Here is a 24,852-nt window from a genome sequence, read left to right on the forward strand (position 1 = left end):
CCGATCCCGGTGTTCGTCGCCGACTACGTCCTGATGGGTTACGGCACCGGCGCGATCATGGCCGTCCCCGGCCAGGACGAGCGTGACTGGGACTTCGCCGAGCTGTTCGACCTGCCGATCGTGCGTACCGTCGCGCCGTCGGAAGGCTTCGAGGGCAACGCGTTCACCGGCGACGGCCTGGCGATCAACTCCTCGACCGACGGGCTGAGCCTGGACGGGCTGGGCGTGGCCGAGGCGAAATCGCGCATGATCGAGTGGCTCGAGGCGCACGGGCACGGGCGCGGGGCGACGACCTACCGGCTGCGCGACTGGTTGTTCAGCCGCCAGCGCTACTGGGGCGAGCCGTTCCCGATCGTCTACGACATCGACGACCGGCCCGTCGCGTTGCCGGAGACGATGCTGCCGGTCGAGTTGCCGGACGTCACCGATTTCGAGCCGCGCGTCACCGACGATCCCGACGCGCTGCCCGAGCCCCCGCTGGGTCGCGCCGAGCAGTGGGTCAACGTCACGCTCGATCTCGGCAACGGATCGCAGCCGTACCGGCGCGAGACGAACACGATGCCGCAGTGGGCCGGTTCGTGCTGGTACTACCTGCGCTACCTCGACCCCACGAACGAGGACGCGATGGTCGACCCCGCCGTCGAGCGCTACTGGGCGACCGGTACGCGCGACGGCAAGCCGGCGTCGGGTGTCGTCGACCTCTATGTCGGTGGCGTCGAGCACGCGGTGCTGCACCTCTTGTACGCGCGCTTCTGGCACAAGGTGCTGTTCGACCTCGGTCACGTCACCACGGTCGAGCCGTTCCAGCGGCTCTACAACCAGGGCTACGTGCTCGCGCCCGCGTTCGTCGACGCGCGCGGCATCTACGTCGAAGCGTCGGAAGTCGAGGAACGCGGCGGCACGTACTCGTTCCGCGGTGAGCCGGTGACGCGCGAGAACGGCAAGATGGGCAAGAGCCTGAAGAACTCGGTGACGCCCGACGACATCTGCTCGGAGTACGGCGCCGACACGCTGCGGCTGTACGAGATGTTCATGGGTCCGCTCGACGCGTCGCGCGTCTGGAACACCGCGGACATCATCGGCGTGCACCGGTTCCTGCAGCGGTTGTGGCGCAACGTCGTCGACGAGGATTCCGGCGCGGTGCACGTGAACGACACGCCCGCCGACGACGAGACGCGGCGCGCGCTGCACCGCACCATCGCGAGCGTCGCCGCCGACATGGACGCGCTGCGCTTCAACACCGCCATCGCCCGCCTGACCGAGCTCAACAACCACCTCACGTCGGTCGTCGCGCGCGACGGCGCGGCGCCGCGCGAGATCGTCGAGCCGTTGATCCTCATGACGGCGCCGCTCGCGCCGCATCTCGCGGAGGAGCTGTGGAGCGTCACCGGCCATCCGGAGACGCTCGCGTACGCGCCGTTCCCGAAGGCCGACCCCGCGTATCTGACCGAGGACCAGGTCGAGATCGCGGTCCAGGTCGACGGCAAGGTGCGCGCGCGGGTCAACGTCGCTGCGGACGCCGACGACGCGGCTCATGAGGCGGCCGCGCGTGCCGACGCGAAGGTCGCCGCGTTGCTCGCGGAGAAGCCGGCGCGCAAGGTGATCGTGGTGCGCGGCCGCTTGGTGAACATCATCCGCTGAGCTTCAATCCGTCGAGCGTGTGCTGCACGCGCGCGACGAGCGACTTGGCCTCGGGGACCGTCAAGGCGAAGAAGTCGGCGTCGTCGAGGTGGTCACCAAGTCCGAGGAGCACGAGCGGTGTGGTCGTGTCCCTCGCCGTGCCCGGTCCCGCCGCGATCACGGCGGCCGGTCGGGCCTGGATCTCGGCGGTTCCGTCGGGTCGCGGGTTCCATCGGCGTCGTCCGCGTTCGATGTCGAAGAGGAGATCGCGGCGCGCGAGCAGTCGCGCACGAAACCCCGAGTGAAGGAGCGAGACGTCGCCGAGCGTCATCTCATCGCTCCAGTACCCATTGTCGATCCAGCTCGGTTCGAGGCCGGCTGCCCGTCGGAGCGCGTACCCGCGGTCGGAAGCGCTGCTCACGCCGAACCACTTCCACAGGAGGTGGACGGCACGCGGTCCGCGACCGCCGAACTCGCCGCTCGCACCGCCCGCGAGCCAGACGAAGGCCGCGGCGCAACGGGCCGCGTCGCGGCTCCTGCGGAACGGGCGCGGATCGCGACGCGCGACGCGGGCGATGAGGCGCCGCGTGATGGTTCGGAACTCGACGTCGAGCGTGGCATCGCAATAGCGATCGCTCAGCGCCACGACCTCGCTGACGAACGCGTGATCTGCCGGTTCGACGACCGACCAGTTGAACGGCTCGTCGGGGATCGGCACGGCGTCGAGCGTCGCGAGTGCGTCGGCATCGCCCACGCGCGCGATGAGGCTCGCGAGCAGAGAGTCGCGACGGCCCTCGCGTTCGAGCCGTTCGCACGCGCCGAGATCCATCGGCATGTCGTCCATGTACATGTCGTCCGTGTACCTGTCGTCGGGGTCGACCGCACGGAGGTAGGGGGCGGGTTGGAACTGACCGTTTTCATCCATGCGCGCATCATGACGACGGGGTGTGACAACGAAGCACACTCTCATGCAGGTTTTCGCTGTCGCACCCGCTTGCTACGGTGACGGCGCTTCCCTCGCACTTCCTCCGGTCTGTTCGCGCGCACCCGGAGGTCTGTGCATGGTCGATCCCGTTCCCGAGCTCGACATCGGCGCGCCGGTTCGTCCGACACTGCCGCCGACGTCGGCGGAACGCTGGGCGCAGTGGCGTCACGACCCGCGCGTCTTCACGGCCGCGCTGATCGTCGTCGCGCTCGCGGCCGGCGCGTGGTGGCTGCGCCTGTCGAGCGCCGATCCGTCGGGCGCGTCGCCGCGCACCGACGCGCGCGCGAGCGCGGCGGCGACGGTTGCACCGACGTCGTCGATCGGCCCGACCACCACGAGCGCGGCCGCGTATGTCGTCGACGTGGTCGGCGCGGTACGAAAGCCCGGTGTCGTCTCGTTGCCGGGGAGCGCGCGCGTCGTCGACGCGGTGAACGCCGCGGGGGGAGCGCTGCCGACCGCCGATCTCGATCGCATCAATCTCGCCGCGCATCTCGTCGACGGCATGCGCATCGCGGTGCCGCGGCGCGGCGCGCCCGCCGACGAAGCCGGGCCGACGAACGACCCCGGCGCCGCCGGCGCCGCCGGCGGGGCAGGAGCGGCCGGCGCGTCCGGAACGCCGACACCGTCGACCCCGATCGACCTCAACACTGCGACCGAACCGCAGCTCGAGGCGTTGCCGGGCATCGGTCCGTCGCTCGCGCAGGCGATCCTCCAGGAACGCGAGCGCGAAGGCGGCTTCCACTCGGTCGACGACCTCCGCCGCGTGCGCGGCATCGGCGACGTTCGCTTCGCGCAGCTGCGCGGGCTGGTGACGGTGTGAACGGCGTCCCGAGCTTCGAGCCCGGTCCCGTGATCGCGACCCTCGCCGCGGTCGCCGGCGTCCTCGCGGGCCAGCGCGCGGGCCCGGACCCCGCGTCGCTCGTCCTGTTGGTCGGCGGGCTCGTGGTCCTCGCGTCGATCGCGGTGCGGGGCTCACGGCGCGTGCTGCTCGCGTCGGTCGGCGTCGCCGCGCTCACCTTCGCGTGCACGCAGCGTGCGCTCGCGGGCGAGGCGCATTCGCCGCTGACCGCGCTCGCGACGCGCGGGCCGCTGGTCACGGTCTCGGGCACGCTCGTCTCCGATCCCGGCGGTCCCGCGTACATCGCCTCCGCGCTGCTGCGTGTCACCACGCTCGCGATCGACGGCGCGCCGCCGCAGCACATCGACGCGCGCGTGCTCGTGCGTGCGACCGGAACCGACTCGAGCGAGTGGCGCGTGCTCGCCGAGGGCGACGCGGTGAGCGCAACCGGATTGTTGCGACCACTCGTCGGACGTGATCGCGACGCGCGCTGGCAGCACGCGGTGGCGCTGCTCACCGAGCCACGACTCGTGAGCTTCGACGATCCACGGGCGCCTCCGTTCCGTGTCGCCAACGCGCTGCGCGACATCGTCCTGCGCGGCACGCAACCGCTCGACCCGACCGACCGCGCGCTCCTCGCGGGCTTCCTGGTCGGCGACGTGCGCGGCGTACCGAAGCCGGTCACCGACGACTTCCGCGACTCCGGTCTCACGCATCTGCTCGCGGTCTCGGGCGAGAACGTCGCGTTCGTGCTCGCGCTCGTCGGACCCCTGTTGAGAAGATGTTCGCTGCGAGGTCGCCTCCTCGGTGGGCTCGCGCTGCTGATCGTGTTCGGTTGCGCGACGCGCTTCGAGCCGTCGGTGTTGCGCGCCGAAGTCATGGCCGCGTTCGCGATGGCCGCGGCGTTCGTCGGTCGTCCGGCCCCGGCGGGTCGGTTGCTGTGCGGTGCGGTGATCGTGTTGCTCGTCGCCGACCCGTTCTTGCTGCACTCGCTCGGGTTCCAGCTCTCGGTCGCGGCCACCGCCGCGATCGTCGGCGGCGCGCCTGCGATCGCGAGGAGGCTGCCGGGACCGGAGTGGTTGCGACTCCCGCTCGCGGTGTCGGTCGCCGCGCAAGTGGGCGTCACGCCGGTGCTGCTGGCGACGCGCGGATCGGTGCCGGTCGTGTCGCCGCTCGCGAACCTCGTCGCGGTCCCGCTCGCGGAGCCCCTCACGGTCGTGGGCTTCGTGCTCGCGTCGGTCGCCGGTGTGTTCGGCGGGCACGCGCCACGGCTGTTCGCACTCGGCTTCGCGCCGGTGGCGGCCATGCTGAGCTGGGTCCGCATGGTCGCGCACCTCGGCGCGCGAGTCCCCGTCCAGCTGCACATTCGCGGCGCGCTCGCGGTCGTCGCGATCGGCGCGCTGGCGGCGGCGGTCCGCCGAGAACGCGGCGGTAGGGTGCCGGACCGGAGCAGGCGAGCGGGCGACGCTCGGGAGGGTGACGGTCCGTGCCGGACGGAGTGAGCGTGCGACCATTTGGCGGCATGTCCACTGCGGTGGTGCCGTACCCGACGATCCGGCTCGGGCCGGTGCGCCACGACGTGACCACCCGCACCCTGGTGATGGGCATCCTGAACCGCACGCCCGACTCGTTCTACGACCGCGGCGCGACGTGGGGCTTCGACGCGTTCCTCGAACGCGCCGCCGCGCTCGTCGACGCGGGCGCGGATCTGCTCGATGTCGGCGGTGTGAAGGCCGGCCCCGGTCCCGACGTGGGGGAGCAGGAGGAGCTCGACCGGGTGATCCCGGCGGTCGAGGCTCTGCACGCGCGGTTCGAGACGCCGATCTCGGTCGACACCTGGCGCGCATCCGTGCTCGACGCGGGCTGCGCGGCGGGCGCGGTCGTCGGCAACGACATCAGCGGCTTCGGCGATCCCCACTACCTCGCGGTCGCGAAACGCCACGAGGCCACCGTTGTCGCGACCCACATCCGCCTGAAGCCACGCGTGCCCGATCCCGAGCCTCGTTACGACGATCTCGTCGCCGACGTCGAGACGTTCCTGCTCGACCGCGCGCGCCGCGCCGAAGCCGCCGGCCTCGCTCCCGAGCAGATCGTGCTCGACGCCGGCCTCGACCTCGGCAAGACACCGGCGATGAGCGCGGTGCTGCTGCGCGAGTCCGCGCGCCACGCCTCGCTCGGCTACCCGCTGCTCTTGTCGGCGTCGAACAAGCGGTTCCTCGGCGAGCTGCTCGCGCTCGACATCGACGACCGCCGGCCCGAGTCGCTCGGCGCGGTTGCCTACGGCGTGCTCGCGGGCTGCCGCGTCGTGCGGGTCCACGATGTCGCGGGCACCGCGAGCGTGTGCCGGGTCGTCGAGGCGATCCTCGCGTCGCGCTTCGCGACCGCGGCGACGGTCGGCGCGCCGTGAGTGGGTCCGTGCACCTCGTCAAGGGCGACGACCCGGTGTTGCGGAATGCCGCGGTCGATCGTCTCGTCGCCGAGCTCCTCGGCGAAGAATCGCGCGACTTCGCGCTCGAGGACTACACCGCGCCCGGCCGGCGACGCCCGGGTGCGGGTGCGGCCGACGAACCGAGCGACGCCGACGACGCCGCCGGCGACACCGGAATCGTGCAGGCGATCGTCACGGCGCTCGCGAGCCCACCGTTCGTGACGTCGCGGCGGGTCGTCGTCGTGCGCGAAGCCGGCGCGCTGAACGCGGCCGCGGGCGAAGCGATCGCGCCGTTCGTCGCCGAGCCTTCCGACGGCATCGCGCTCGTGCTCGTCGCGGGGGGCGGGCGCATGGCGAGCGCGCTCGAGAAGGCATTGAAGGCCACCGGCGCGCCGACGATCGCCCCCGAGTCCGAGCGCACCGACAGCGTGTTGAAGTCCGAGGCGCGCCGCGTCGGCATCGGCTTCACCGCGCCCGCGTCGCAGCTCGTCACCGACCACCTCGGCGAGGACGCAGGCCGCGTCATCGAGCTCGTCGCGCTGCTGCACGGCGCGTTCGGCGACGGCGCGACGATCGACGTCGACGATGTCGAGCCCCATCTCGGTGAAGCCGGCGGCGTCCCGCGCTACGAGCTCACGAACGCGATCGACCGCGGCGACACCGCGGCCGCGCTCGACACCCTCCACCGTCTGCTCACTGCGACGAGCGCGCGCGACCCGAGGCCGCTGCACCCGATGCAGCTCGTCGCGACGCTGGTGCCGCACTACCAACGCATGCTGCGCCTCGACGACCCTGCGATCCGTACCGAGCAGGACGCGGTCGCGGCACTCGGCGGGAAGGTGAAGCCCTATCCTGCGCGCCGCGCGATGGAAAGTGCGCGCCGGCACGGCACCGAGGGTTTGCACGAGGCGTTCGGGCATCTCGCGCAGGCCGAGCTCGACCTGCGCGGCGCGACCGGTGCCGACAACGACACCGTGATCGAGGTGCTCGTCGCGCGGCTCGCGTCGCTCGCGCGCCGTCGGGGCGCCGGTGCAGCCGCGCCGTCCGGCGGCAAGCGTCGGCGCTGAAGGAAGGAGCTACTCGGCCGAGGCTGCAGCAGCCGCCGCGGCGGCGCGCATGAGGCGCGACGTGCGGCGGGCGGCCTGGTTCTTGTGGATCGTGCCCTTGGCGGCGGCCTTGCCGAGGCGCTTCTGCGCCAGGTTCACCGCGGCCGTGGCGTCGTCGCTGCCGGCCGCCATCTCGACGTGCGCACCCTTGATACGGGTCTTCAACTCCGAGCGCACGGCCTTGTTACGGACGCGCCGCTTCTCGTTGGTGAGGATCCGCTTCTTCTGACTCTTGATGTTCGCCATAGGACGTGCGCACAAGCCTTTGGGCCGGAATCGAGAACCGGGAGACTGTAGCAGCGACCTCGCCGCCGGCCCATAAGGGAGAATGGACGGGTTCGACCCCCCGACAGAGATGACTCCGTGACGTCCCTCGACCACATCCGCAATGTCTCGATCATCGCCCACATCGACCACGGCAAGTCGACGTTGGCGGATCGGCTGCTCGAGCTCACGGGCGCCGTCGACGCGCGCGACATGCGCGCGCAGTACCTCGACACCATGGAGCTCGAGCGCGAGCGGGGCATCACGATCAAGGCCCAGAACGTCCGCCTCGAGTACAAGGGCTATGCGATCCACCTGATCGACACCCCCGGTCACGTCGACTTCGGCTACGAGGTGTCGCGTAGCCTTGCCGCGTGCGAGGGCGTGATCCTGCTCGTCGACTCGTCGCAGGGCATCGAGGCGCAGACGCTCGCGAACGCGTACCAGGCGATCGAGCACGACCTCGCGATCGTCGCCGCGCTCAACAAGATCGATCTCCCCGCGGCGGAGCCCGATCGGCGCGCCGCGGAGCTCGAGCGCGTGCTCGGTCTGCCCGCGGAGGAGACGTTGCGGATCTCCGCGAAGACGGGCGTCGGCGTCGCCGAGCTGCTCGACGCGGTGATCGCACGCGTGCCGCCGCCGGTCGGCGATCCCGACGCGCCGTTGCAGGCGCTGATGTTCGACTCGATCTACGACACGTATCGCGGCGTCGTCAGCTCGGTGCGCGTGTTCAACGGCGCGCTGCACACGGGCGCGCGCCTCCGCTACGTGCACGCGGGTGAGAACTATGACGCCGACGAGGTCGGCGTGCGCCTGCCGGTGCCCACCCCGGTCGCGATGCTCGGTCCGGGCGAGGTCGGGTACCTCATCACCGGGGTGAAGGACGTCGGTCAGGCGAAGGTCGGCGAGACCGTCACCGACGCGTCGAAGCCCGCGCCCGCGCTCGAGGGGTATCGCGAAGCGAAGCCGATGGTCTTCTGCGGTCTCTATCCGACCGAAGGCGACGACTACGCAGACCTGCGCGAGGCGCTCGAGAAGCTCCAGTTGAACGATTCGTCGTTCACGTACGAGCCCGAGACGTCGGGCGCGCTCGGGTTCGGCTTCCGCTGCGGATTCCTCGGCTTGCTGCACATGGAGATCGTGCGCGAGCGGCTCGAGCGCGAGTACGACCTCGCGCTCGTCGCGACCGCGCCGAACGTCGAGTACCAGGCGATCACCACGAACGGGAACGTCGTCGTCGTCGACAACCCGTCGACGATGCCGGAGCCGGGCACCATCGACCGGATCGAAGAGCCCTACGTGCGCGTCACGATCCTCTCGCCGACCGACTACATCGGCACGCTGATGGAGCTCGCGCAGCAACGACGCGGAACGCTCGACAAGATGGACTACCTCTCGGAGGACCGCGTCGAGATCGTCTACGAGCTGCCGCTCGCGGAGATCGTCACCGACTTCTTCGACCAGATGAAGTCGCGCACCCGCGGCTACGCGTCGCTCGACTACGAGCCGATCGGCTACCGACCGTCGAACCTGGCCAAGGTCGACGTGTTGCTCAACGACGTTCCCGTCGACGCGTTCTCCGCGATCGTGCACCGCGACAAGGCGTACGACTACGGCCGCAAGATGACGGTGAAGCTGCGCGCGCTCATTCCGCGACAGCTCTTCGACGTGCCGATCCAGGCCGCAATCGGTGGTCGGATCATCGCTCGCGAGACGGTCAAGGCGCGGCGCAAGGACGTGACCGCGAAGTGCTACGGCGGTGACATCACGCGCAAGCGCAAGCTGCTGGAGAAGCAGAAGGAAGGGAAGCGCAAGATGAAGTCGGTCGGCCGCGTCGAAGTCCCGCAGGAAGCCTTCGCCGCCGCGCTCAAGCTCGATGAGTAACGCGTAAACCGTTCGCCGGGGCGTCGCGCGTTGCGGCGCTCGGCGCCGGTCGGTCGCCGGACCCCACCCGCCCGCCGCACGCGCGTTGCGAACTACGCCGCCGTGCCAGGCGCGGCGACTTCCGCCGGCGCCGACGTCCGGCGACGTTCCCGACACCGAACGCCGCGGTGGCGACCGCCGCGGTCAGCGAATACGCGACGGTGCGACTGGCCGACCCGCAGGAAGCGGTTCCGCGGAACCGTTTCTGACGCGCACGTCAGCGTTCTCATGGATTGCGACCACCGATCGATCAGAACGAGTGCCGCGCCAACGCGTCTCGAACGCCGCGATCGTCTCGATCACGTTGCTGATGGTGAACTCGACACGCCGGATTTCGGAACGATCCGAGGCGATACCGCGACGCAACCGATCATGGTGCGCCCGCGCGGTGGTCGGAGACGCGTCCGATACGCGTTGGACCGTGCATCTCCATCGCGAGGCCGGCAAGCGGCGCGTTTGCTCGGTGACGTCAGCCTCGGGGCAGTCCGAGGATGCGTTCGCCGATGACGTCGCGCTGGACCTCGCTGGTGCCGCCGCCGATCGTCAGCGCGGGGGAGTAGAGGAAGCCGTAGCCCCAGGCGCCGGCGCGATCCTCGTAGGGGGATGCGTCGGCGAGGAGGCCGTCGGTGCCACAGAGGTCGAGCGCGAGCTGCATGACGTGTTGGCCGTGCTTGTCGGCGAGCGTCTTGCGCACCGACGCCTCGGGTCCGGGCTCGAGGCCGCGCAGGCGCGCCGACACGGTGCGCAGACGGATGAGCCGCAGCACCTCCGACTCGATGTGCAGCGCCGCGAGTCGCTGGCGCAGCGCGCGCGACCGCACGCCCCCGTGCGCGCGCACGAGATCCAACAGGTCGTTGGTCGTCGGACCGCGACCCCACAGCGCGCCCTCACCCGACAGTGAGACGCGCTCGTTGCCGAGCGTGACCTTCGCGAGTCGCCAACCGTCGTGCTCGGTGCCGACGACGTTCGCGGCAGGCACGCGCACGCCGTCGAAGATCACTTCGTTGAACTCGTGCGTGCCCGTCATCTGCACGATCGGTCGCACGGTGACGCCCGGCGACTGCATGTCGAGCACGAAGTACGTGATGCCCTGGTGCGCCTCGGCCGCCGGATCGGTTCGCGCGAGCAGGATCCCCCAACGCGCGAACTGCGCGAGCGTCGTCCAGACCTTGCCGCCGTTCACGACATACTCGTCGCCGTCGCGTGTCGCGCGCGTGCGCAACGACGCGAGGTCGGAGCCGGCGTCGGGCTCGCTGAACAGCTGGCACCACAGCTCGGATCCGTCGAGGATTCCGGGCAGCCAGCGCGCCTGCTGCTCCGCGTTGCCCGCGACGAGCAGCGTGGGCCCGGCCCATCCGATCCCGATCGGGTTCAGGGGACGTGGCGCCTTCGCGACGCGCAGGACCCCGTCGATCGCGAGCTGCTCGGCCGGACCCGCGTCGACGCCGTAGGGGCGGGGCCAATGCGGCGCCGCGTATCCGGCGCGGGCCAGGCGGGCCACGAAGTCGGCCGGGAATCGCCCGCCGGGCGCGGTCGCGGCGAGAAATGCCTCGCACTCCCGGGCCGCGGCCTCGGCGCCCGCGTCGGCCGAATCGACGGTCGTGGACTCCACGGGCCGACGCTAACCCTCGAGCCGAGCATCCGGCCCGGTCGTCGGTGCCGAATGCGCAGCGTGACTGCGATCCTGCTCCCTCCCGGCGCGTGCGATCCTGTCGTCATCGATCCTTCTCCCAATTCCGACGATGGCGAGCTCGTCTCGGCCATCGCGGCCCGCGACGACGGGGCGCTGGCGGAGGCCTATCGCCGCCACGGTCCGAACTGCTTCGCGCTCGCGCGCCGGGTTCTCGTCGACCGCGCGCTCGCCGAAGAGGTCGTGCAGGAGATCTTCATCCGGCTCTGGAACCAGCCGCTGCGCTACGAGCCCGCGCGTGGCTCATTGCGCTCGTTCCTCGTCGCGCAGGCCCACGGGCGCAGCGTCGACCTGTTGCGCGCCGAGACCGCGCGCCGCCGCCGTGAAGAGAAGGAGGCCCGTCAGCGGTTCGACCCGGTGCTCGACCTCGGTCGCGAGATCGTCAACCTCAACGAGGGCGAGACCGTGCGCGACGCGCTCGCCGCGTTGCCCGAGCCCGAGCGCGTCGCGATCGAGCTCGCGTACTTCGGCGGGCACACCTACCGCGAGGTCGCGGCGATGCTCGAACAGCCCGAGGGCACGGTGAAGAGCCGCATCCGAGCCGGTCTGCTCCGGTTGCGCGCCGCGCTCGTCGAGGCGGGGATCACGGAATCATGAGCGACGCGCGCGACCACTCGGTCGACGACCTCCTGGCTGCCTTCGCGCTCGACGCCGTCGAGCCCGAGGAACGCGCGCGGGTCGAACGGCACCTCGCCGTCGATCCCGACGCGCGCGCCGAGGTCGACGCGATGCGCGAGACCGCGGCCGTGCTCGCGTCGGTTCCGCGCGAAGGCCAGGGCGCGTCTGCCGATCTCTGGGACCGCATCGCCGCCGCGATCAAGACCGACGACGAAGCACCGGAGCGCACCGCCGTCGAGCCGATCCCGATCACGAGGACACACGGCGCGCGATCGGTTCCGATGCGCGTCTTCGCGCCGATCGCCGCCGCGGCGGCGATCCTCGTCGTGGTGCTCGCGTTCGCGGTCGCGAACCGTGCTCCGAGCCGTGTCGGCGACACCGCGGCCGCGTACCGCCACGCGGTCGCGCACGGTGCGACGACGGTCGCGCTCGACACCGGCGCGCACGCGCCCGTTGCCGAGATCGCGTTGCAGTCCGACGGCACCGGATACCTGCGCAACGAGCACCTCGCGGCGCTGCCGGCCGGCCGCACGTACCAGCTGTGGGCGGTGAACGGCACCGGTGCTTCGCAGACCGCGATCTCGGCGGGTGTGCTCGGTCCCGACCCGAGCGCGGTCGCGTTCCACGTCGCGTCTGCGCCCGACGCGTTCGCGATCACGGTGGAGCAGGCGCCGGGGGTCGTGCAGTCGACGCAGCAACCCGCGGCCGTGGGCGAGGTGAACGCCTGATCGCTCCGGATCCGTTCGGTGTCTACGTACACGTGCCGTTCTGCGCGCACCGGTGCGATTACTGCGACTTCGCGACGTGGACGGACCGCGCGCACCTCGTCGACGACTACGTCGACGCGTGTGTCACCGATCTCGGACGCCGCGCGCCGCAGCCCGCGACGAGCGTCTTCTTCGGTGGCGGCACGCCCTCGTTGATCCCGGCCGAGCAACTCGTCCGCGTCCTCGACGCGATCCCGCGCGCCGACGACTGCGAGGTGACGGTCGAGTGCAATCCCGACTCGGTCGACGACGCGAAGCTCGCGTCGTACCGCGAGCACGGCGTGAACCGGCTGTCGTTCGGCATGCAGTCGAGCCGCGCGCACGTGCTCGCCGCACTCGGCCGGACGCACGACCGTGCAAACGTCGCGCGTTCGATCGCCGCCGCGCGCGACGTGGGCTTCGCGCGGGTGAGCGTCGACCTCATCTACGGCACGCCGGGGGAGTCCCTCGACGACTGGCGCCGCACGCTCGACGACGCGCTCGCACTCGAACCCGATCACGTGAGCGCGTACGCGCTGACCGTCGAGCCCGCGACCCCGCTCGGCAAGCGCGTCGCCGCGGGCACCGCACGATCGCCCGACGACGACGACCAGGCCGACAAGTACGCGATCGCCGACGAGCGTCTCTCGGACGCGGGCTTCGAGTGGTACGAGATCTCGAACTGGGCGCGCCCAGAACAGGAGTCTCGCCACAACCTCCTGTACTGGACCGGTGCCGATTACCTCGCGATCGGTTGCGCCGCGCACGGCTACACGGACGGCCGCCGCTGGTGGACCGTGCGCACGCCCGAGCGCTACATCGAGCGCGTCGCGCAGGCGGACTCCACCGAAGCCGACTCCGAGACGCTCGATCCCGCCGCACGCGAGGAAGAGGCGTTCGCGCTCCTCCTCCGACTGCGCGCCGGCGCACTCCTTCCGGCCGCGGCCCTGAAGACCGCCGGAGCCCTCGCCGACGGCGGCCTCCTCGATCCCGCCGCCCTGCCCGAGCGCGTGGTCCTCACCCGGTCGGGACGGCTCATGGCCTCCGACGTCACCGCCCGCCTCCTCCTCGCGCTCGAAGCGGGCTCGATACCGAGTCGCACGTGATCCGACGGTCTCCCATCCCGCGTGCGGAGCGGCGAGCGGCGGCGCAGCCGAGCGGGCCCGGTACCCCGGCTCGCAGCGAGCGCGACCGGAAGCGCTGGCACTCGGTACCATTGAGTGCCAATCCGCCGCCGTCCCGGCGGACCGGTTCCGGGTGGGAGCCCCATGACTGAGCCCGAGCAGGTCCTCGACGACCGCAAGTCGGCGATCCTGCGCGCCATCGTCGAGGAGTACGTCGCGTCGGCGCAGCCGGTCGGGTCGCAGACGATCGCCCACACCCGCGACCTCGGCGTCTCCGCCGCGACGGTGCGCAACGAGATGGGCGCGCTCGAGCGCGAGGGCTTCATCACCCAGCCCCACACCTCGGCCGGCCGCATCCCGACCGACAAGGGCTACCGCTTCTACGTCGACCGCTTCACCGGCGAGGGCTCGCTGCCCGCGCCCCAGCGCCGGGAGGTTGCCGACTTCTTCATGTCGGCGGTGGGCGTGATGGACGACCTCCTCCTCAACACGAGCCAGCTGCTCGCGCGCCTCACCTGCCACGCCGCAGTCATCGTCGGTCCGCAGCCCGATGTCGCGGTCGTCGTCGGCTTGACGCTCGTGCGGCTCCAGCCGCGGGTCGTGCTCGCAGTCGTCGTGCTGTCGAACGGCGCGGTCGAGAAGGAGCACGTCGTCCTCGACTTCGACGTGAGCGACGACGACGTCGCCGCCGCGAACGCGCAGCTGTCGCGCCACCTGCTCGGCTCGACGTTCGCGACCATCAGTGATCCGCCGCGCGCGTCCGGCCGACCCGACCTCGCGCAGCGGCTCGCCGGCGACATCTGCGACGCGCTCCGCCACCGCGCGGCGATCGGTAGTGAGCCGTTGTTCGTCGGCGGTGCGAGCCGCCTCGCCGCCGAGCACGAGGCGTTCGCGAACGCGAACGTCGCGGCGCGCCTGCTCGACCTGCTCGAGGAGCACGTCGTGATGGTTGCGCTCATGCGTGAGCTGCTCGGCCCGGGCGTGACCGTGCGCATCGGTTCCGAGCACGAGAGCACCGACCTGCGCGACTGCTCGGTCGTGCTCGCGCCGTATCTCGTCGAGGGTCAGCCCGGCGGTACGGTCGGTGTTCTCGGCCCGACGCGCATGGACTACCGCCAGGCCCAGGCCGCGGTCGCCACGGTGTCGCGCCTGCTCAGTCGTTCGCTCTCCCACTCGACGTGACGACCACCCCGATGCAGGACTTCTACGAGATTCTCGGCGTCACCCGCAGCGCCACCGACGACGAGATCAAGAAGGCGTACCGCGCGCTCGCGCGGCAGTACCACCCGGACGCGAACCCCGGCGACGCCGACGCCGAAGCGCGCTTCAAGGAAGTGTCGGTCGCGTACGAGACACTGCGCGATCCCGAGAAGCGCCGGCGCTACGACATGTTCGGCGCCGAGGGTCTCGGCCAGGCCGCGGGCTTCGGCGGCGGGGACTTCGGGCTCAACGACCTGTTCGACGCGTTCTTCGGCGGCGACGCCTTCGGCCGTGCACGCGGTTCGGCGGGGCCGCCGCGCGGGCAGGACGCCGAGACGGCGATGGAGCTGACGCTCGAAGAGGCCGCGTTCGGCGTGACCCGCACGCTCGAGATCACGATGCCCGTCGAGTGCGACACCTGTGGCGGCGACGGCGCCGCCGAGGGCACGCACGCGGAGACCTGTCCGACGTGCGAAGGCCGCGGCGAGGTTCGCCAGATGCGGCGTTCCATCCTCGGCCAGCTCGTGACCGCGGGTCCGTGCCCCCAGTGCAGCGGTCTCGGCACGATCGTGCCGAACCCGTGTCCGACCTGTCGCGGCGAGGGTCGTCACCGCGGGACGCGCAGCCTCGACGTCGAGGTGCCGCCGGGCATCGACGACGGGCAACGGCTGCGGCTCGCGGGTCGGGGCCCTGCCGCGCCGCGCGGCGGCGGAGCCGGCGACCTCTACGTCGGCGTGCGCATGCGGCGCGATCCGCGCTTCGAGCGCCGCGGCGACGACCTCTACCGCCTCCAGCGCGTCGCGCTCACGCAGGCCGCGCTCGGTGCCGAGGTCGAGATCGAGACCCTCGACGGGCCCGAGGTCGTGATCGTCGAGCCGGGTACGCAACCCGGTGCGGTGCAGCGCATCCGCGGGAAGGGCATGCCGTCGCTGCGCACCGGGCGGCGCGGCGACATCCTCGTCGAGCTCGACGTCGAGGTGCCGACCGACCTCACCGGCGACCAGGCCGAGCTGCTCGCGCAGTTCGCCGCGCTCCGCGGCGAAGAGGTGTCGCCGCCCAAGGATCACGGACTCTTCTCGCGCATCAAGTCCGCCTTCCAATGAGTGTGCGCTCTGGTCGGGCTCGCACGCTTCGCCCTCCGGACGCCCCAGTCGCAGGTTTCGACGGGCCGCGAAGCGACCCCGCGATCGTGGCGGTCGCGGCGCGCGCACGGTGAACGCGGCCTGCGCCGCGGACGAAGCCGCGGCCGCGCACTGCTTCGTCGACGCGCTCGACACCGCGGTCACCGTCGAGGGCGCCGACGGCCATCACCTCCAGCGCGTCCGCCGGTTGCGCGTCGGTGAGCTCGTCACCGCGGCCGACGGCGACGGCCGGTGGCGGCGCTACGTGGTCGCGAGCGCGGAGCCGGGCCGCCTGCTGTTGCGCGCCGACTCCGAAGTCGCGTGCGAGCCCGAGCCTGCGCCGGGAGTGTCGCTCGCGGTCGCGCTCACGAAGGGCGCGAAGCTCGAGACCGTCGTCGCGCAGTTGACCGAGCTCGGCGTGCGCCGCATCGAGCCGGTGCGGGCCCGTCGGTCGGTCGTGCGTTGGGACGACGACCGGGCCGCGGCCGCGGTCGACCGGCTCCGCTCGGTCGCGAGGGAGGCGGCGATGCAGTGCCGGCGGGCACGGGTGCCCGACGTCGCGCCGGTGGCCGATCTCGCCGCCCTCACCGGCCGCCCCGGCCTCGTGATCGCCAGCCGCACGGGCGATCCGGCCGAAGCGCTGGCCGCGCCGCCGGCCGGGGAGGTCTGGACGGTCGTCGTCGGGCCGGAGGGTGGGTTCGATCCCGGCGAGGTCGAGGCGCTCGGCCCCGCGGCCGTCATCAGATTGTCACCGTACGTGCTGCGCGCCGCGACCGCGCCGGTCGTAGCGGCCGCTTTGCTCGTCGCGCGAGCGTCCCCTGGGCCTGATGTGGTCAGTGATGCTTCGATCACCCAAAGTGAGTCCCCCTCGGAAGCATGACTTTCACGTAGCGTGCTGGTATTCTCAGCCGCGGGGCTGGTACGGGCGCAGGGGTGAGGGAGTTCGGGGTGTCGAGCAGCGGAGCACGTGTCGGGGAGCGTCTCAGGGCGATCCGCCGGCAAAAGGGCCTTTCCCTCCACGATGTGGAGGCACGGTCGAACCTCGAGTTCAAGGCGTCCGTTCTCGGCGCCTACGAGCGCGGCGAGCGGGCCATCTCGGTCCCGAGGCTGTTGCGGCTCTCGGAGATCTACGAGGTGCCCGGCGACCAGCTGCTGCCTCGGGACTCCGAGTCCGAGATCAACCTCGCCGATGCCGGCACCACGTCGGGCCTGTCGCTCGACACCGGCTACACGATCGATCTCACTCGCCTCGGCGACGTCGACGATCCCGACGCGGCGATCCTGTCGCGCTACGCGCGCACGATCCAGCTGCAGCGTCAGGACTTCAACGGCAAGATGCTGACGATTCGGCGCGACGACCTGCGCGTGTTGGCCGCGGTGCTCGACCGGGGCGTCGAAGAGCTCGGCTTGCGCTTCGACCAACTCGGTCTGCGCGCCACCACCTGAGGTTGCGAGCCGCGCCGGAGCGTTCGTCGGCGCCGCTACGCTGACGTCTGCCTTGGCAACTTCCGCGGCGTCCACGCAGGTCAAGATCCTCGTCCCGGGCAACCACTTGATGGTCGGCCTGCTCGGTCAACGCGACGAGCTGCTGCGCATGGTCGAAGACGCGTTCCCCGTGTCGATCCACGTGCGCGGCAACGAGATCACCGTGACCGGCGAGGAAGCCGAGACCGAGCGCGTCGGCCGGCTGTTCGAGGAGCTCGTCGTCCTGCTCGAGCGCGGTCACGAGCTCGACCGCGACAACGTGTCGCGTTCGATCGAGATGTTGAAGGCCGACCAGCGTCCGAGCGAGGTGCTGACCGTCGAGGTCGTGAAGGGTCGCAAGACCGTGCGGCCGAAGACGAGCGGTCAGAAGCGCTACGTCGACGCCGTGCGCGAGAACACGGTCACGTTCGCGATCGGACCCGCGGGCACCGGCAAGAGCTACCTCGCGGTCGCGCTCGCGGTGCAGGCGCTCCAGGCGAAGCAGGTGAACCGCATCATCCTCACCCGTCCGGCGGTCGAGGCCGGCGAGCGACTCGGGTTCCTGCCCGGCGACGTCCTCGCGAAGGTCGATCCGTATCTGCGGCCGCTGTACGACGCGCTCTACGACATGGTCGAGCCCGAGGCGATCGGCCGGCTCATGGAACGGGGCACGATCGAGGTCGCGCCGCTCGCCTACATGCGCGGCCGCACGCTCAACGACTCGTTCATCATCCTCGACGAGGCGCAGAACACCACCGCCGAGCAGATGAAGATGTTCCTGACGCGGCTGGGCTTCGGGTCCAAGGCCGTCGTCACCGGCGACATCACGCAGATCGATCTGCCCGACGGTCGCGGCCGTTCGGGGCTGCTGGCGGTGCGCTCGGTCCTCGACGACATCGACGGGCTCGTGTTCGTCGAGCTGGGCAGCAGCGACGTCGTGCGGCACCGCATCGTGCAGGACATCGTCGACGCGTACGAGCGCCACGAGACGAGCAAACCGTGAGTGCCGTGACCCGGCGCGCACGATCCGGTCTTTCCCACGCGGCGAAGGCGGCGAGCGGAGCGACCCGTCGAGCTCGCCAGAGAGCGCCCGAAGTCGCGACCCGAAGGGGAGCGACTGAAGTAGCGAGCGAATCGACATGAGCGACGAGATCGACAGCACGGTTTTCGTGGCGGACGAGCAGCACGACGTCACCGTCGACCTGCTGCGGTTCTCACGACTCGCGCGCCTCGTGCTCGACTCCGAGCGCGTCGCTCCCGACGTGCACGTCGCGCTCGTGTTCGTCGACGAGGCCGCGATGGCGCAGCTGAACGAGCGCTTCCTCGGCAACGCGGGCGCGACCGACGTCCTCGCGTTCCCGATCGACGACGACGTGCCCGAGAGCGGACGGGTTCCCGACCGCGGCGGCAGGGGTCCGGGTTCGGCGAGCGAGGCGACCGAGCCGCCGGTGCTGCTCGGCGACGTCTACGTGTGTCCCGTGGTTGCCGAGCGCAACGCGACGCAACGCTCGATCGCGTTGGACGCGGAGCTCGCGCTGCTCGTCGTGCACGGTCTGCTGCACCTGCTCGACTACGACCACACGGAACCCGAGGAGACCGAGGCGATGCAGGGTCGCGAGCGAGAGATCCTCGCGGCCTTCGCCGAGGACGAGGCACGGAGCTGAACGACGGTGGGTGCGCGCGCGGGATCCATTGTCGCGATCGTGGTGCTGTTCGGCGCGTCGGCCGTGCTCGCGATGTCGGAGACCGCGTTCACGAAGGCGAGCCGCATCAAGCTCGCGACGCTCGCCGACCACGGTGACCGGCGCGCCGCGCGCGTCCTCGGTCTGCTCGACCAGCAGGAGCGCACGCTCAACTCGGTGCTGCTGTTGTTGCTCGGATGCCAGATGGTGTCGGCGACGCTGCTCGGCTCGGTGCTCGAGCCCACGTTCGGCACCGCCGGCCTGTTCATCGGCAGCGCGCTCGAGATCACGGTGTTCTTCACGTTCGCGGAGGTCGCGCCCAAGACCTATGCGGTGACCCATCCCGAGCGCGCGGCGTCGCAGATGTCGGGCCTGTTGTCGTTCGTCACGCATTTCGCGCCGCTGCGCGTGCTGACGCGCGGCTTCATCGGCATCGCCAACGTCATCCTGCCGGGGCGTGGCCTCGCGAAGGGTCCGTTCATCACCGAGAACGAGATCCTCACGATGGCCGACGTCGCGGCCAACGAGGAGGAGATCGAGACCGAAGAGCGTGAGCTCATCCACTCGATCTTCGAGTTCGGCGACACGGTCGCGCGCGAGGTGATGCTGCCCCGGCCCGACATGGTCGCAGTCGAAGCCGACGCGACCGTCGACGAAGCCGTGAACACGATGATCTCGGCCGGTTACTCGCGCACGCCCGCGTACGAGAAGAGCACCGACAACATCATCGGGCTCGTCTACCTGAAGGACCTCGTGGGGCTGCAGACCGAGGGCCAGGGGAGCGAGCCCGTGCGCGGTGCGGTGCGCGAGGCGGTCTACGTGCCGGAGTCGAAACGGGTCGCGGAGCTCCTGCGCGAGATGCAGCAGCAGAAGTTCCACATGGCGATCGTCGTCGACGAGTACGGCGGTACTGCGGGGCTCGTGACGCTCGAGGACCTGCTCGAGGAGATCGTCGGCGAGATCACCGACGAGTACGACGTCGAGGAGCCCCAGGTCGAGCACCTCCCCGACGGCTCGCTGCGCTGCCCGGGCCGCACCCCGATCGACGACGTGAACGAAGAGCTCGACGCGCACCTGCCCGACGACGAGTGGGACACCGTCGGCGGTCTCGTGTTCAACACGCTCGGGCACGTCCCCGAAGAAGGGGAGTGCGTCCTCGTCGACGGGCTCGAGTTCTGCGCCGAGCGCGTGCAGGGCCGGCGCATCGTGTCGGTGCTCGTGCACCGCGTGCGTGCGAGCGACGCAGTGCCCGAATCGCAGCCGTCGTGAGCGGCCGGACGCAGGCCGCACGCGCGCCGTCGCGCCGTGTGGATCGAGCGCTGAAGGTCGCAGCCGGATGAGTGACGCGGAGTCGACGTTCCACTCGGGTTTCGTCGCGATCGTCGGGCGGCCCAACGTCGGCAAGTCGACACTGGTGAACCGCATCGTCGGGCGCAAGGTCGCGATCGTCTCCGACAAGCCGCAGACGACGCGCAACGAGATCCGCGGCGTGCGCACGACGCCGACCGACCAGATGGTGTTCCTCGACACGCCGGGCGTGCACAAGCCGCGCACGTTGCTCGGTGAGCGGTCGAACCAGCGCGCGCTCGCGACGCTCACCGAGGTCGACGTCGTGTGCGTGGTGATCGAGGCGAACGCCGCGGTCGGGCCGGGTGATCGCTTCGTCGCGCAGGCCGCGCGCGACAGCGGCTCGCCACTCGTCCTCGTCGTGAGCAAGACCGACCGCGCGACGCCCGACGAGATCGCGACGCAGCTCGCACGCGCGGAGGAGCTCGCGGCGTTCGAGGCGTACGTGCCCGTATCGGCGCGCAAGGGCGCCGGTGTCGATGCCCTCGTCGGCGAGCTGCTCGCTCGCATGCCCGAGGGTCCGCACTACTACCCGGAGGGCGTCGTCACCGATCAGCCCGAGGCGTTCCTCGCGGCCGAGCTGCTGCGCGAGCAGCTGCTCAAGATCGCGCGCGACGAGCTGCCGCACTCGATCATGGTGGTGGTCGACGAGGTCGAGGAGCGGGAGAGCGCCGCCGGCCCGCTGGTCGCGTTCCACGCCCGCGTGCTCGTCGAACGCGAATCTCAGAAGGGGATCGTCGTCGGTCGCGGCGGCGAGGTGTTGAAGACGGCGGGGACCGCGGCCCGGCGCGAGCTCGAAGCGCTGCTCGGCACGCGGGTGCACCTCGAGACCCGGGTGAAGGTCGAGCCCCGCTGGCAGCGCCGCGCGCAGGCGCTCGATCGCCTCGGGCTGTGACGCCGATTTGCGCCCTTGTGAACGACGCGAACGTCGATGACGCACAAGTTGCTGCCGGTCGCGGCGTGACGGATAGAGTCGCCGCGACGAGCCGGTCCGGTGCATCGCCGGACCCGCGCGCGGGGGTGAGAACGGTCGGATGACCAGCCAGCGGAGGCAACCGAGACGTCGCCGTCGCACGATGCGCGCGGGTGCGCTCGTCGCCGCGATCACGTTGCTCGCGGCCGGGTGCAACGGCAACAACAACAAGCAGAACTCGCTGCACCCCGATGGTCCGGCCGCGCACAAGATCCTGAACCTCTTCACGCCGTTCTTCTGGATCGCGGTCGTCATCGGCATCGGCGTGCTCGTCGCGACGATCATCCTGCCGCTCAGGTTCCGTCGCCGCGAAGGCAACGAGAACCCGAAGCAGGTTCACGGCAACTCCACGCTCGAGATCACGTGGACGATCATCCCCGTGCTCATCCTCGCGGTGATGGCGATCTTCACCGTGCCGACGATCTTCCAGCTCGCGAAGACGCCGAAGGGCCCGAACGTCATCCACGTCGACGTGATGGCGCACCAATGGTGGTGGGAGTACAAGTACCCGAAGGAGAACATCTACACCGCGAACGAGCTGCACATCCCGATCAACCGACCGGTGGTGCTCTCGATGACGTCCGACAACGTGATCCACGACTTCTGGGTGCCCGAGCTCTCGGGCAAGAAGGACGTCGTGCCGGGCCAGACGAACGTCGAGGTGATCCAGGCCGAGAAGCCCGGCACCTACCTCGGGCAGTGCGCGGAGTACTGCGGCCTGAGTCACGCCGACATGCGCCTGCGCGTGATCGCGCAGACGCAGGCCGACTACGACACCTGGGTGCAGACGCAGCAGGCGCCGCCGAGCGCGGCCGACCTCGCCGAGTTCAAGAAGCTCGGCACCGAGTACAGCTGCACGACGTGCCACATGTTCCAGGGCGTGTCGAAGGCCGAGGTCGGCCCGAACCTCACGCACCTCGCGGACCGCGAGATCTTCGCCGGCGGCAAGTACGACCTGACCTTCGACAACTTGTGGAAGTGGGTGCTGAACGCGCCGAGCCGCAAGCCCAACCAGTGCCCGCGTCTGCCGCAGCCCGATCCGTGCAAGGTGGGGATGCCGTCGATGGAGAAGACGTTCGGCATGTCAGCCGGCCAGGCGCAGGACATCGCCCACTTCCTGCTGACGCTGCACTGATGTTCATCGCCACCGTTCGCAGTCTGGAGGTCGCAGCGAGATGACGACCGTCGAAGACGCGCTGACCCACGTCGAGACCAAACCCGTCAACCGGATGTTGCAGCGCCCGCGCTCGACGACGGGCGCGTGGAGTTGGTTCACGACCGTCGACCACAAGAAGATCGGCATCCTCTACGGCGTCACCGCGCTCGCCTTCTTCCTCATCGGGGGCATCGAGGCGCTCCTGATCCGCGTGCAGCTCTGGGGCCCGAACGGCACCGTGCTCACCGCGAACCAGTACAACCAGGTCTTCACGATGCACGGCACCACCATGATCTTCCTCATGGGCATGCCGTTGTCGATCGCGTTCGGCAACTACCTGATCCCGCTCATGATCGGTGCGCGCGACGTCGCGTTCCCGCGCATCAACATGTTCGGGTACTGGGTCTTCCTGCTCGGCGGCCTGTTCCTCTACTCGAGCTTCGTGCTCGGCGGCGCGCCGAACGGCGGTTGGTTCGGCTACGCGCCGCTCACCAGCACGCCGATGTCGAAGGGCTTCTTACCCGGCCACGGTCCCGACTTCTGGACCATCGGCCTGATCATGCTCGGCATCGGGTCGGTGACGTCGGCGCTCAACTTCATCGTCACCGTGATCAACATGCGCGCGCCGGGCATGTCGATGCTGCGCATGCCGGTGTTCGTCTGGATGATGACGGTCGTCGCGTTCCTCACGCTGTTCGCGATGCCGATCGTCACCGCGGCGCTGATGATGGTGTACCTCGACCGAAATTTCGGCACGAACTTCTTCAACGCGTCGATGCACGGTGATCCGTTGCTGTACCAGAACCTGTTCTGGCTGTTCGGGCACCCCGAGGTCTACATCCTCATCCTGCCGGGCATGGCGGTCGTGTCCGAGATCCTGCCGGTGTTCTCGCGCAAGCCGTTGTTCGGCTACAGCGTCGTCGTGTTCTCCGGCATCGCGATCGGCTTCCTCGGCTGGGGCGTGTGGGCTCACCACATGTTCGCGACGGGCATCGGTCCGGTCGCGCAGTCGGCGTTCGGTGTGTCGACGATGATCATCGCCGTCCCGACCGGCGTGAAGATCTTCAACTGGTTGGGCACGGTGTGGGGCGGCGCGGTGCGGTTAGCGACACCGATGCTCTACGCGCTCGGGTTCATCGCGATGTTCACGCTCGGCGGGCTGTCGGGCGTCATGTCGGCGATCGTGCCGGCCGACACGCAGCAGACCGACTCGTACTTCGTGGTCGCGCACTTCCACTACGTGCTGTTCGGCGGCCTCGTGTTCGCGCTCTTCGGCGGCTTCTACTACTGGTGGCCGAAGGTCTTCGGGAAGATGCTCGACGAGCGCTTGGGCAAGACGAGCTTCTGGATCATGCTCATCGGCTTCAACCTCACGTTCTTCCCGATGCACATCGTCGGGCTCGAGGGCATGCCGCGCCGCACCTACACCTACGGCGCCGGTCTCGGCTGGGATCTGCTGAACAAGCTCGAGACCGTGGGCGCGTTCCTCATCGCCACCTCGGTCCTCGTCTTCATCGTGAACATCGTGCACACGAAGTTGCGCGGCGAGCCCTGTGGCGAGGATCCCTGGGACGCGCGCACGCTCGAGTGGGCGACGTCGTCGCCGCCGCCGGAGTTCAACTTCGCGGAGATCCCGATCGTCACGAACCGTGACGAGTGGTGGCACCGCAAGTACACCGAGGACGAGGACGGCCGGCTCGTGCGCCTGCCCGCCGGTGCCGCGACCGCGACCGCCGAGCCCGAGGCGCACCACCACATCCACATGCCGTCGCCGTCGTACTGGCCGCTGCTCTTCACGATCGGCCTGCCGATCCTCGGCTACGGCTTCGTGTTCAAGAACTGGTGGCTCGTCGGGCTCGGCGCGGTGTGGCTGATGTTCGGCATGACCGGCTGGGCGACCGAACCGTCGACGGAGCCGGGAACATGACGACGACGGTCGCGACGACCGATCACGGGCATCCCGCCACGCCGACGCACGTCGCGGGCGGCCACCCGACGAACACCGGGATCAGCAACGTCAAGATCGCGATCTGGGCGTTCCTCGGATCGGAGTGCCTGTTCTTCGGTGCGTTCATCTCGACGTACCTGCTGTACCGCGGGCGGGACACGATCGGTCCGAAACCGAAGCAGCTGTTCACGATCCCGTTCACCTCGTGCACGTCGTTCATCCTGCTGATGAGCTCGCTCACGATGGTGCTCGCGCTCGCCGCGATCCAGCGGGGCGACCACCGTCGCTTCCGCATCTGGATCCTGTCGACCGCGCTGTTCGGCCTCACCTTCATCGGTGGCCAGGTCTACGAGTTCACGAGCTTCTACCGGCAGGGCCTGAACCTGCACGTGAACCTCTTCGGCTCGACGTTCTTCATCCTCACCGGCCTGCACGGCGCGCACGTGACGGTCGGCATCTTCTGGCTGCTGTCGTTGTACAGCCGGTCGATGCAGGGAAAGCTCGGTACCGAGGAGTCCGAGGCCGTCGAGGTCGCGGGCCTGTACTGGCACTTCGTCGACATCGTGTGGATCTTCATCTTCACCGCGATCTATCTGGTTCCCTACCACTAGGACCGCGA

Annotated in this window: 23 protein-coding genes; 20 read left to right on the forward strand and 3 right to left on the reverse strand. The window is 70.2% G+C overall.

What is annotated here, in order from left to right:
• Nucleotides 1–1,641, forward strand: a 1,641-nt coding sequence (locus VH914_14085; GenBank protein HEX4492335.1) for a class I tRNA ligase family protein, incomplete at its 5' end; no start/stop codon positions are given.
• Here VH914_14085 and VH914_14090 read toward each other — a convergent pair.
• On the reverse strand, nt 1,631–2,545 hold the full coding sequence (locus VH914_14090; GenBank protein HEX4492336.1) for a DUF6398 domain-containing protein: 915 nt from the start codon (nt 2,543–2,545) through the stop codon (nt 1,631–1,633). The genes VH914_14085 and VH914_14090 overlap by 11 nt on opposite strands.
• Before the next feature lie 136 nt (nt 2,546–2,681).
• Here VH914_14090 and VH914_14095 point away from each other — a divergent pair, with 136 nt between their 5' ends.
• From VH914_14095 to VH914_14110, 4 genes are read left to right on the forward strand one after another with little or no spacing between them, the layout of a single operon-like run.
• The gene (locus VH914_14095; protein HEX4492337.1) at nt 2,682–3,425 is read left to right on the forward strand and encodes a ComEA family DNA-binding protein; all 744 of its coding nucleotides are present in this window, start codon (nt 2,682–2,684) and stop codon (nt 3,423–3,425) included.
• Nucleotides 3,422–4,945: a ComEC/Rec2 family competence protein gene (locus VH914_14100; protein HEX4492338.1), complete on the forward strand. Its 1,524-nt coding sequence runs from the start codon at nt 3,422–3,424 to the stop codon at nt 4,943–4,945. Before VH914_14095 ends, VH914_14100 begins: the two co-directional genes overlap by 4 nt.
• 20 nt (nt 4,946–4,965) lie before the next feature.
• Nucleotides 4,966–5,850, forward strand: a complete 885-nt coding sequence (gene folP, locus VH914_14105) for a dihydropteroate synthase (GenBank protein HEX4492339.1) — start codon at nt 4,966–4,968, stop codon at nt 5,848–5,850.
• Entirely contained in the window at nt 5,847–6,938 is a 1,092-nt protein-coding gene (locus VH914_14110) for a hypothetical protein (protein HEX4492340.1), read from the forward strand. Before folP ends, VH914_14110 begins: the two co-directional genes overlap by 4 nt.
• Before the next feature lie 9 nt (nt 6,939–6,947).
• Here the strand turns inward: VH914_14110 and rpsT are convergent, their stop codons facing one another.
• Nucleotides 6,948–7,223, reverse strand: a complete 276-nt coding sequence (gene rpsT, locus VH914_14115; protein ID HEX4492341.1) for a 30S ribosomal protein S20 — start codon at nt 7,221–7,223, stop codon at nt 6,948–6,950.
• 117 nt (nt 7,224–7,340) lie between these two features.
• Between rpsT and lepA the strand changes: the two genes are divergently transcribed.
• Nucleotides 7,341–9,125, forward strand: coding sequence for a translation elongation factor 4 (lepA, locus tag VH914_14120; protein ID HEX4492342.1), 1,785 nt, complete (start codon nt 7,341–7,343; stop codon nt 9,123–9,125).
• Nucleotides 9,126–9,633: 508 nt separating this feature from the next.
• Here the strand turns inward: lepA and VH914_14125 are convergent.
• A complete protein-coding gene (locus VH914_14125; GenBank protein HEX4492343.1) occupies nt 9,634–10,776 on the reverse strand; it encodes an acyl-CoA dehydrogenase family protein in 1,143 nt (380 codons plus the stop codon).
• Between the two features lie 60 nt (nt 10,777–10,836).
• Between VH914_14125 and VH914_14130 the strand changes: the two genes are divergently transcribed.
• From VH914_14130 to VH914_14195, 14 genes are all read left to right on the forward strand, one after another.
• Entirely contained in the window at nt 10,837–11,451 is a 615-nt protein-coding gene (locus tag VH914_14130; GenBank protein HEX4492344.1) for a sigma-70 family RNA polymerase sigma factor, read from the forward strand.
• The gene (locus VH914_14135) at nt 11,448–12,200 is read left to right on the forward strand and encodes an anti-sigma factor (protein ID HEX4492345.1); all 753 of its coding nucleotides are present in this window, start codon (nt 11,448–11,450) and stop codon (nt 12,198–12,200) included. Before VH914_14130 ends, VH914_14135 begins: the two co-directional genes overlap by 4 nt.
• Before the next feature lie 32 nt (nt 12,201–12,232).
• The gene (hemW, locus tag VH914_14140) at nt 12,233–13,324 is read left to right on the forward strand and encodes a radical SAM family heme chaperone HemW (GenBank protein HEX4492346.1); all 1,092 of its coding nucleotides are present in this window, start codon (nt 12,233–12,235) and stop codon (nt 13,322–13,324) included.
• Nucleotides 13,325–13,486: 162 nt separating this feature from the next.
• Nucleotides 13,487–14,524, forward strand: coding sequence for a heat-inducible transcriptional repressor HrcA (gene hrcA, locus VH914_14145; protein ID HEX4492347.1), 1,038 nt, complete (start codon nt 13,487–13,489; stop codon nt 14,522–14,524).
• Nucleotides 14,521–15,645: a molecular chaperone DnaJ gene (gene dnaJ / locus VH914_14150; protein HEX4492348.1), complete on the forward strand. Its 1,125-nt coding sequence runs from the start codon at nt 14,521–14,523 to the stop codon at nt 15,643–15,645. Before hrcA ends, dnaJ begins: the two co-directional genes overlap by 4 nt.
• A gap of 109 nt (nt 15,646–15,754) precedes the next feature.
• Nucleotides 15,755–16,543 (forward strand): RsmE family RNA methyltransferase, encoded by a 789-nt coding sequence (locus tag VH914_14155; protein ID HEX4492349.1) that lies wholly within the window; start codon nt 15,755–15,757, stop codon nt 16,541–16,543.
• Between the two features lie 68 nt (nt 16,544–16,611).
• Nucleotides 16,612–17,109 carry a transcriptional regulator gene (locus tag VH914_14160; GenBank protein HEX4492350.1) on the forward strand — a complete coding sequence of 166 codons (498 nt, stop codon included), beginning with the start codon at nt 16,612–16,614 and terminating at the stop codon, nt 17,107–17,109.
• Nucleotides 17,110–17,218: 109 nt separating this feature from the next.
• On the forward strand, nt 17,219–18,130 hold the full coding sequence (locus VH914_14165; GenBank protein HEX4492351.1) for a PhoH family protein: 912 nt from the start codon (nt 17,219–17,221) through the stop codon (nt 18,128–18,130).
• Between the two features lie 136 nt (nt 18,131–18,266).
• Complete coding sequence (gene ybeY / locus VH914_14170; GenBank protein HEX4492352.1) at nt 18,267–18,791, forward strand: rRNA maturation RNase YbeY; 525 nt, start codon at nt 18,267–18,269, stop codon at nt 18,789–18,791.
• Between the two features lie 6 nt (nt 18,792–18,797).
• Complete coding sequence (locus VH914_14175) at nt 18,798–20,078, forward strand: hemolysin family protein (GenBank protein ID HEX4492353.1); 1,281 nt, start codon at nt 18,798–18,800, stop codon at nt 20,076–20,078.
• Nucleotides 20,079–20,145: 67 nt separating this feature from the next.
• Nucleotides 20,146–21,051, forward strand: a complete 906-nt coding sequence (gene era / locus VH914_14180) for a GTPase Era (protein ID HEX4492354.1) — start codon at nt 20,146–20,148, stop codon at nt 21,049–21,051.
• A 181-nt stretch (nt 21,052–21,232) separates the two neighbouring features.
• Nucleotides 21,233–22,264, forward strand: coding sequence for a cytochrome c oxidase subunit II (coxB, locus tag VH914_14185; protein HEX4492355.1), 1,032 nt, complete (start codon nt 21,233–21,235; stop codon nt 22,262–22,264).
• Nucleotides 22,265–22,304: 40 nt separating this feature from the next.
• Nucleotides 22,305–24,212: a cytochrome c oxidase subunit I gene (ctaD, locus tag VH914_14190; protein ID HEX4492356.1), complete on the forward strand. Its 1,908-nt coding sequence runs from the start codon at nt 22,305–22,307 to the stop codon at nt 24,210–24,212.
• On the forward strand, nt 24,209–24,844 hold the full coding sequence (locus VH914_14195; GenBank protein ID HEX4492357.1) for a heme-copper oxidase subunit III: 636 nt from the start codon (nt 24,209–24,211) through the stop codon (nt 24,842–24,844). The genes ctaD and VH914_14195 overlap by 4 nt, the downstream gene beginning before the upstream one ends.
• Nucleotides 24,845–24,852 lie beyond the last annotated feature (8 nt).

The organism is Acidimicrobiia bacterium (assembly GCA_036271555.1).
Taxonomy (GTDB): Bacteria; Actinomycetota; Acidimicrobiia; order IMCC26256; family PALSA-610; genus DATBAK01.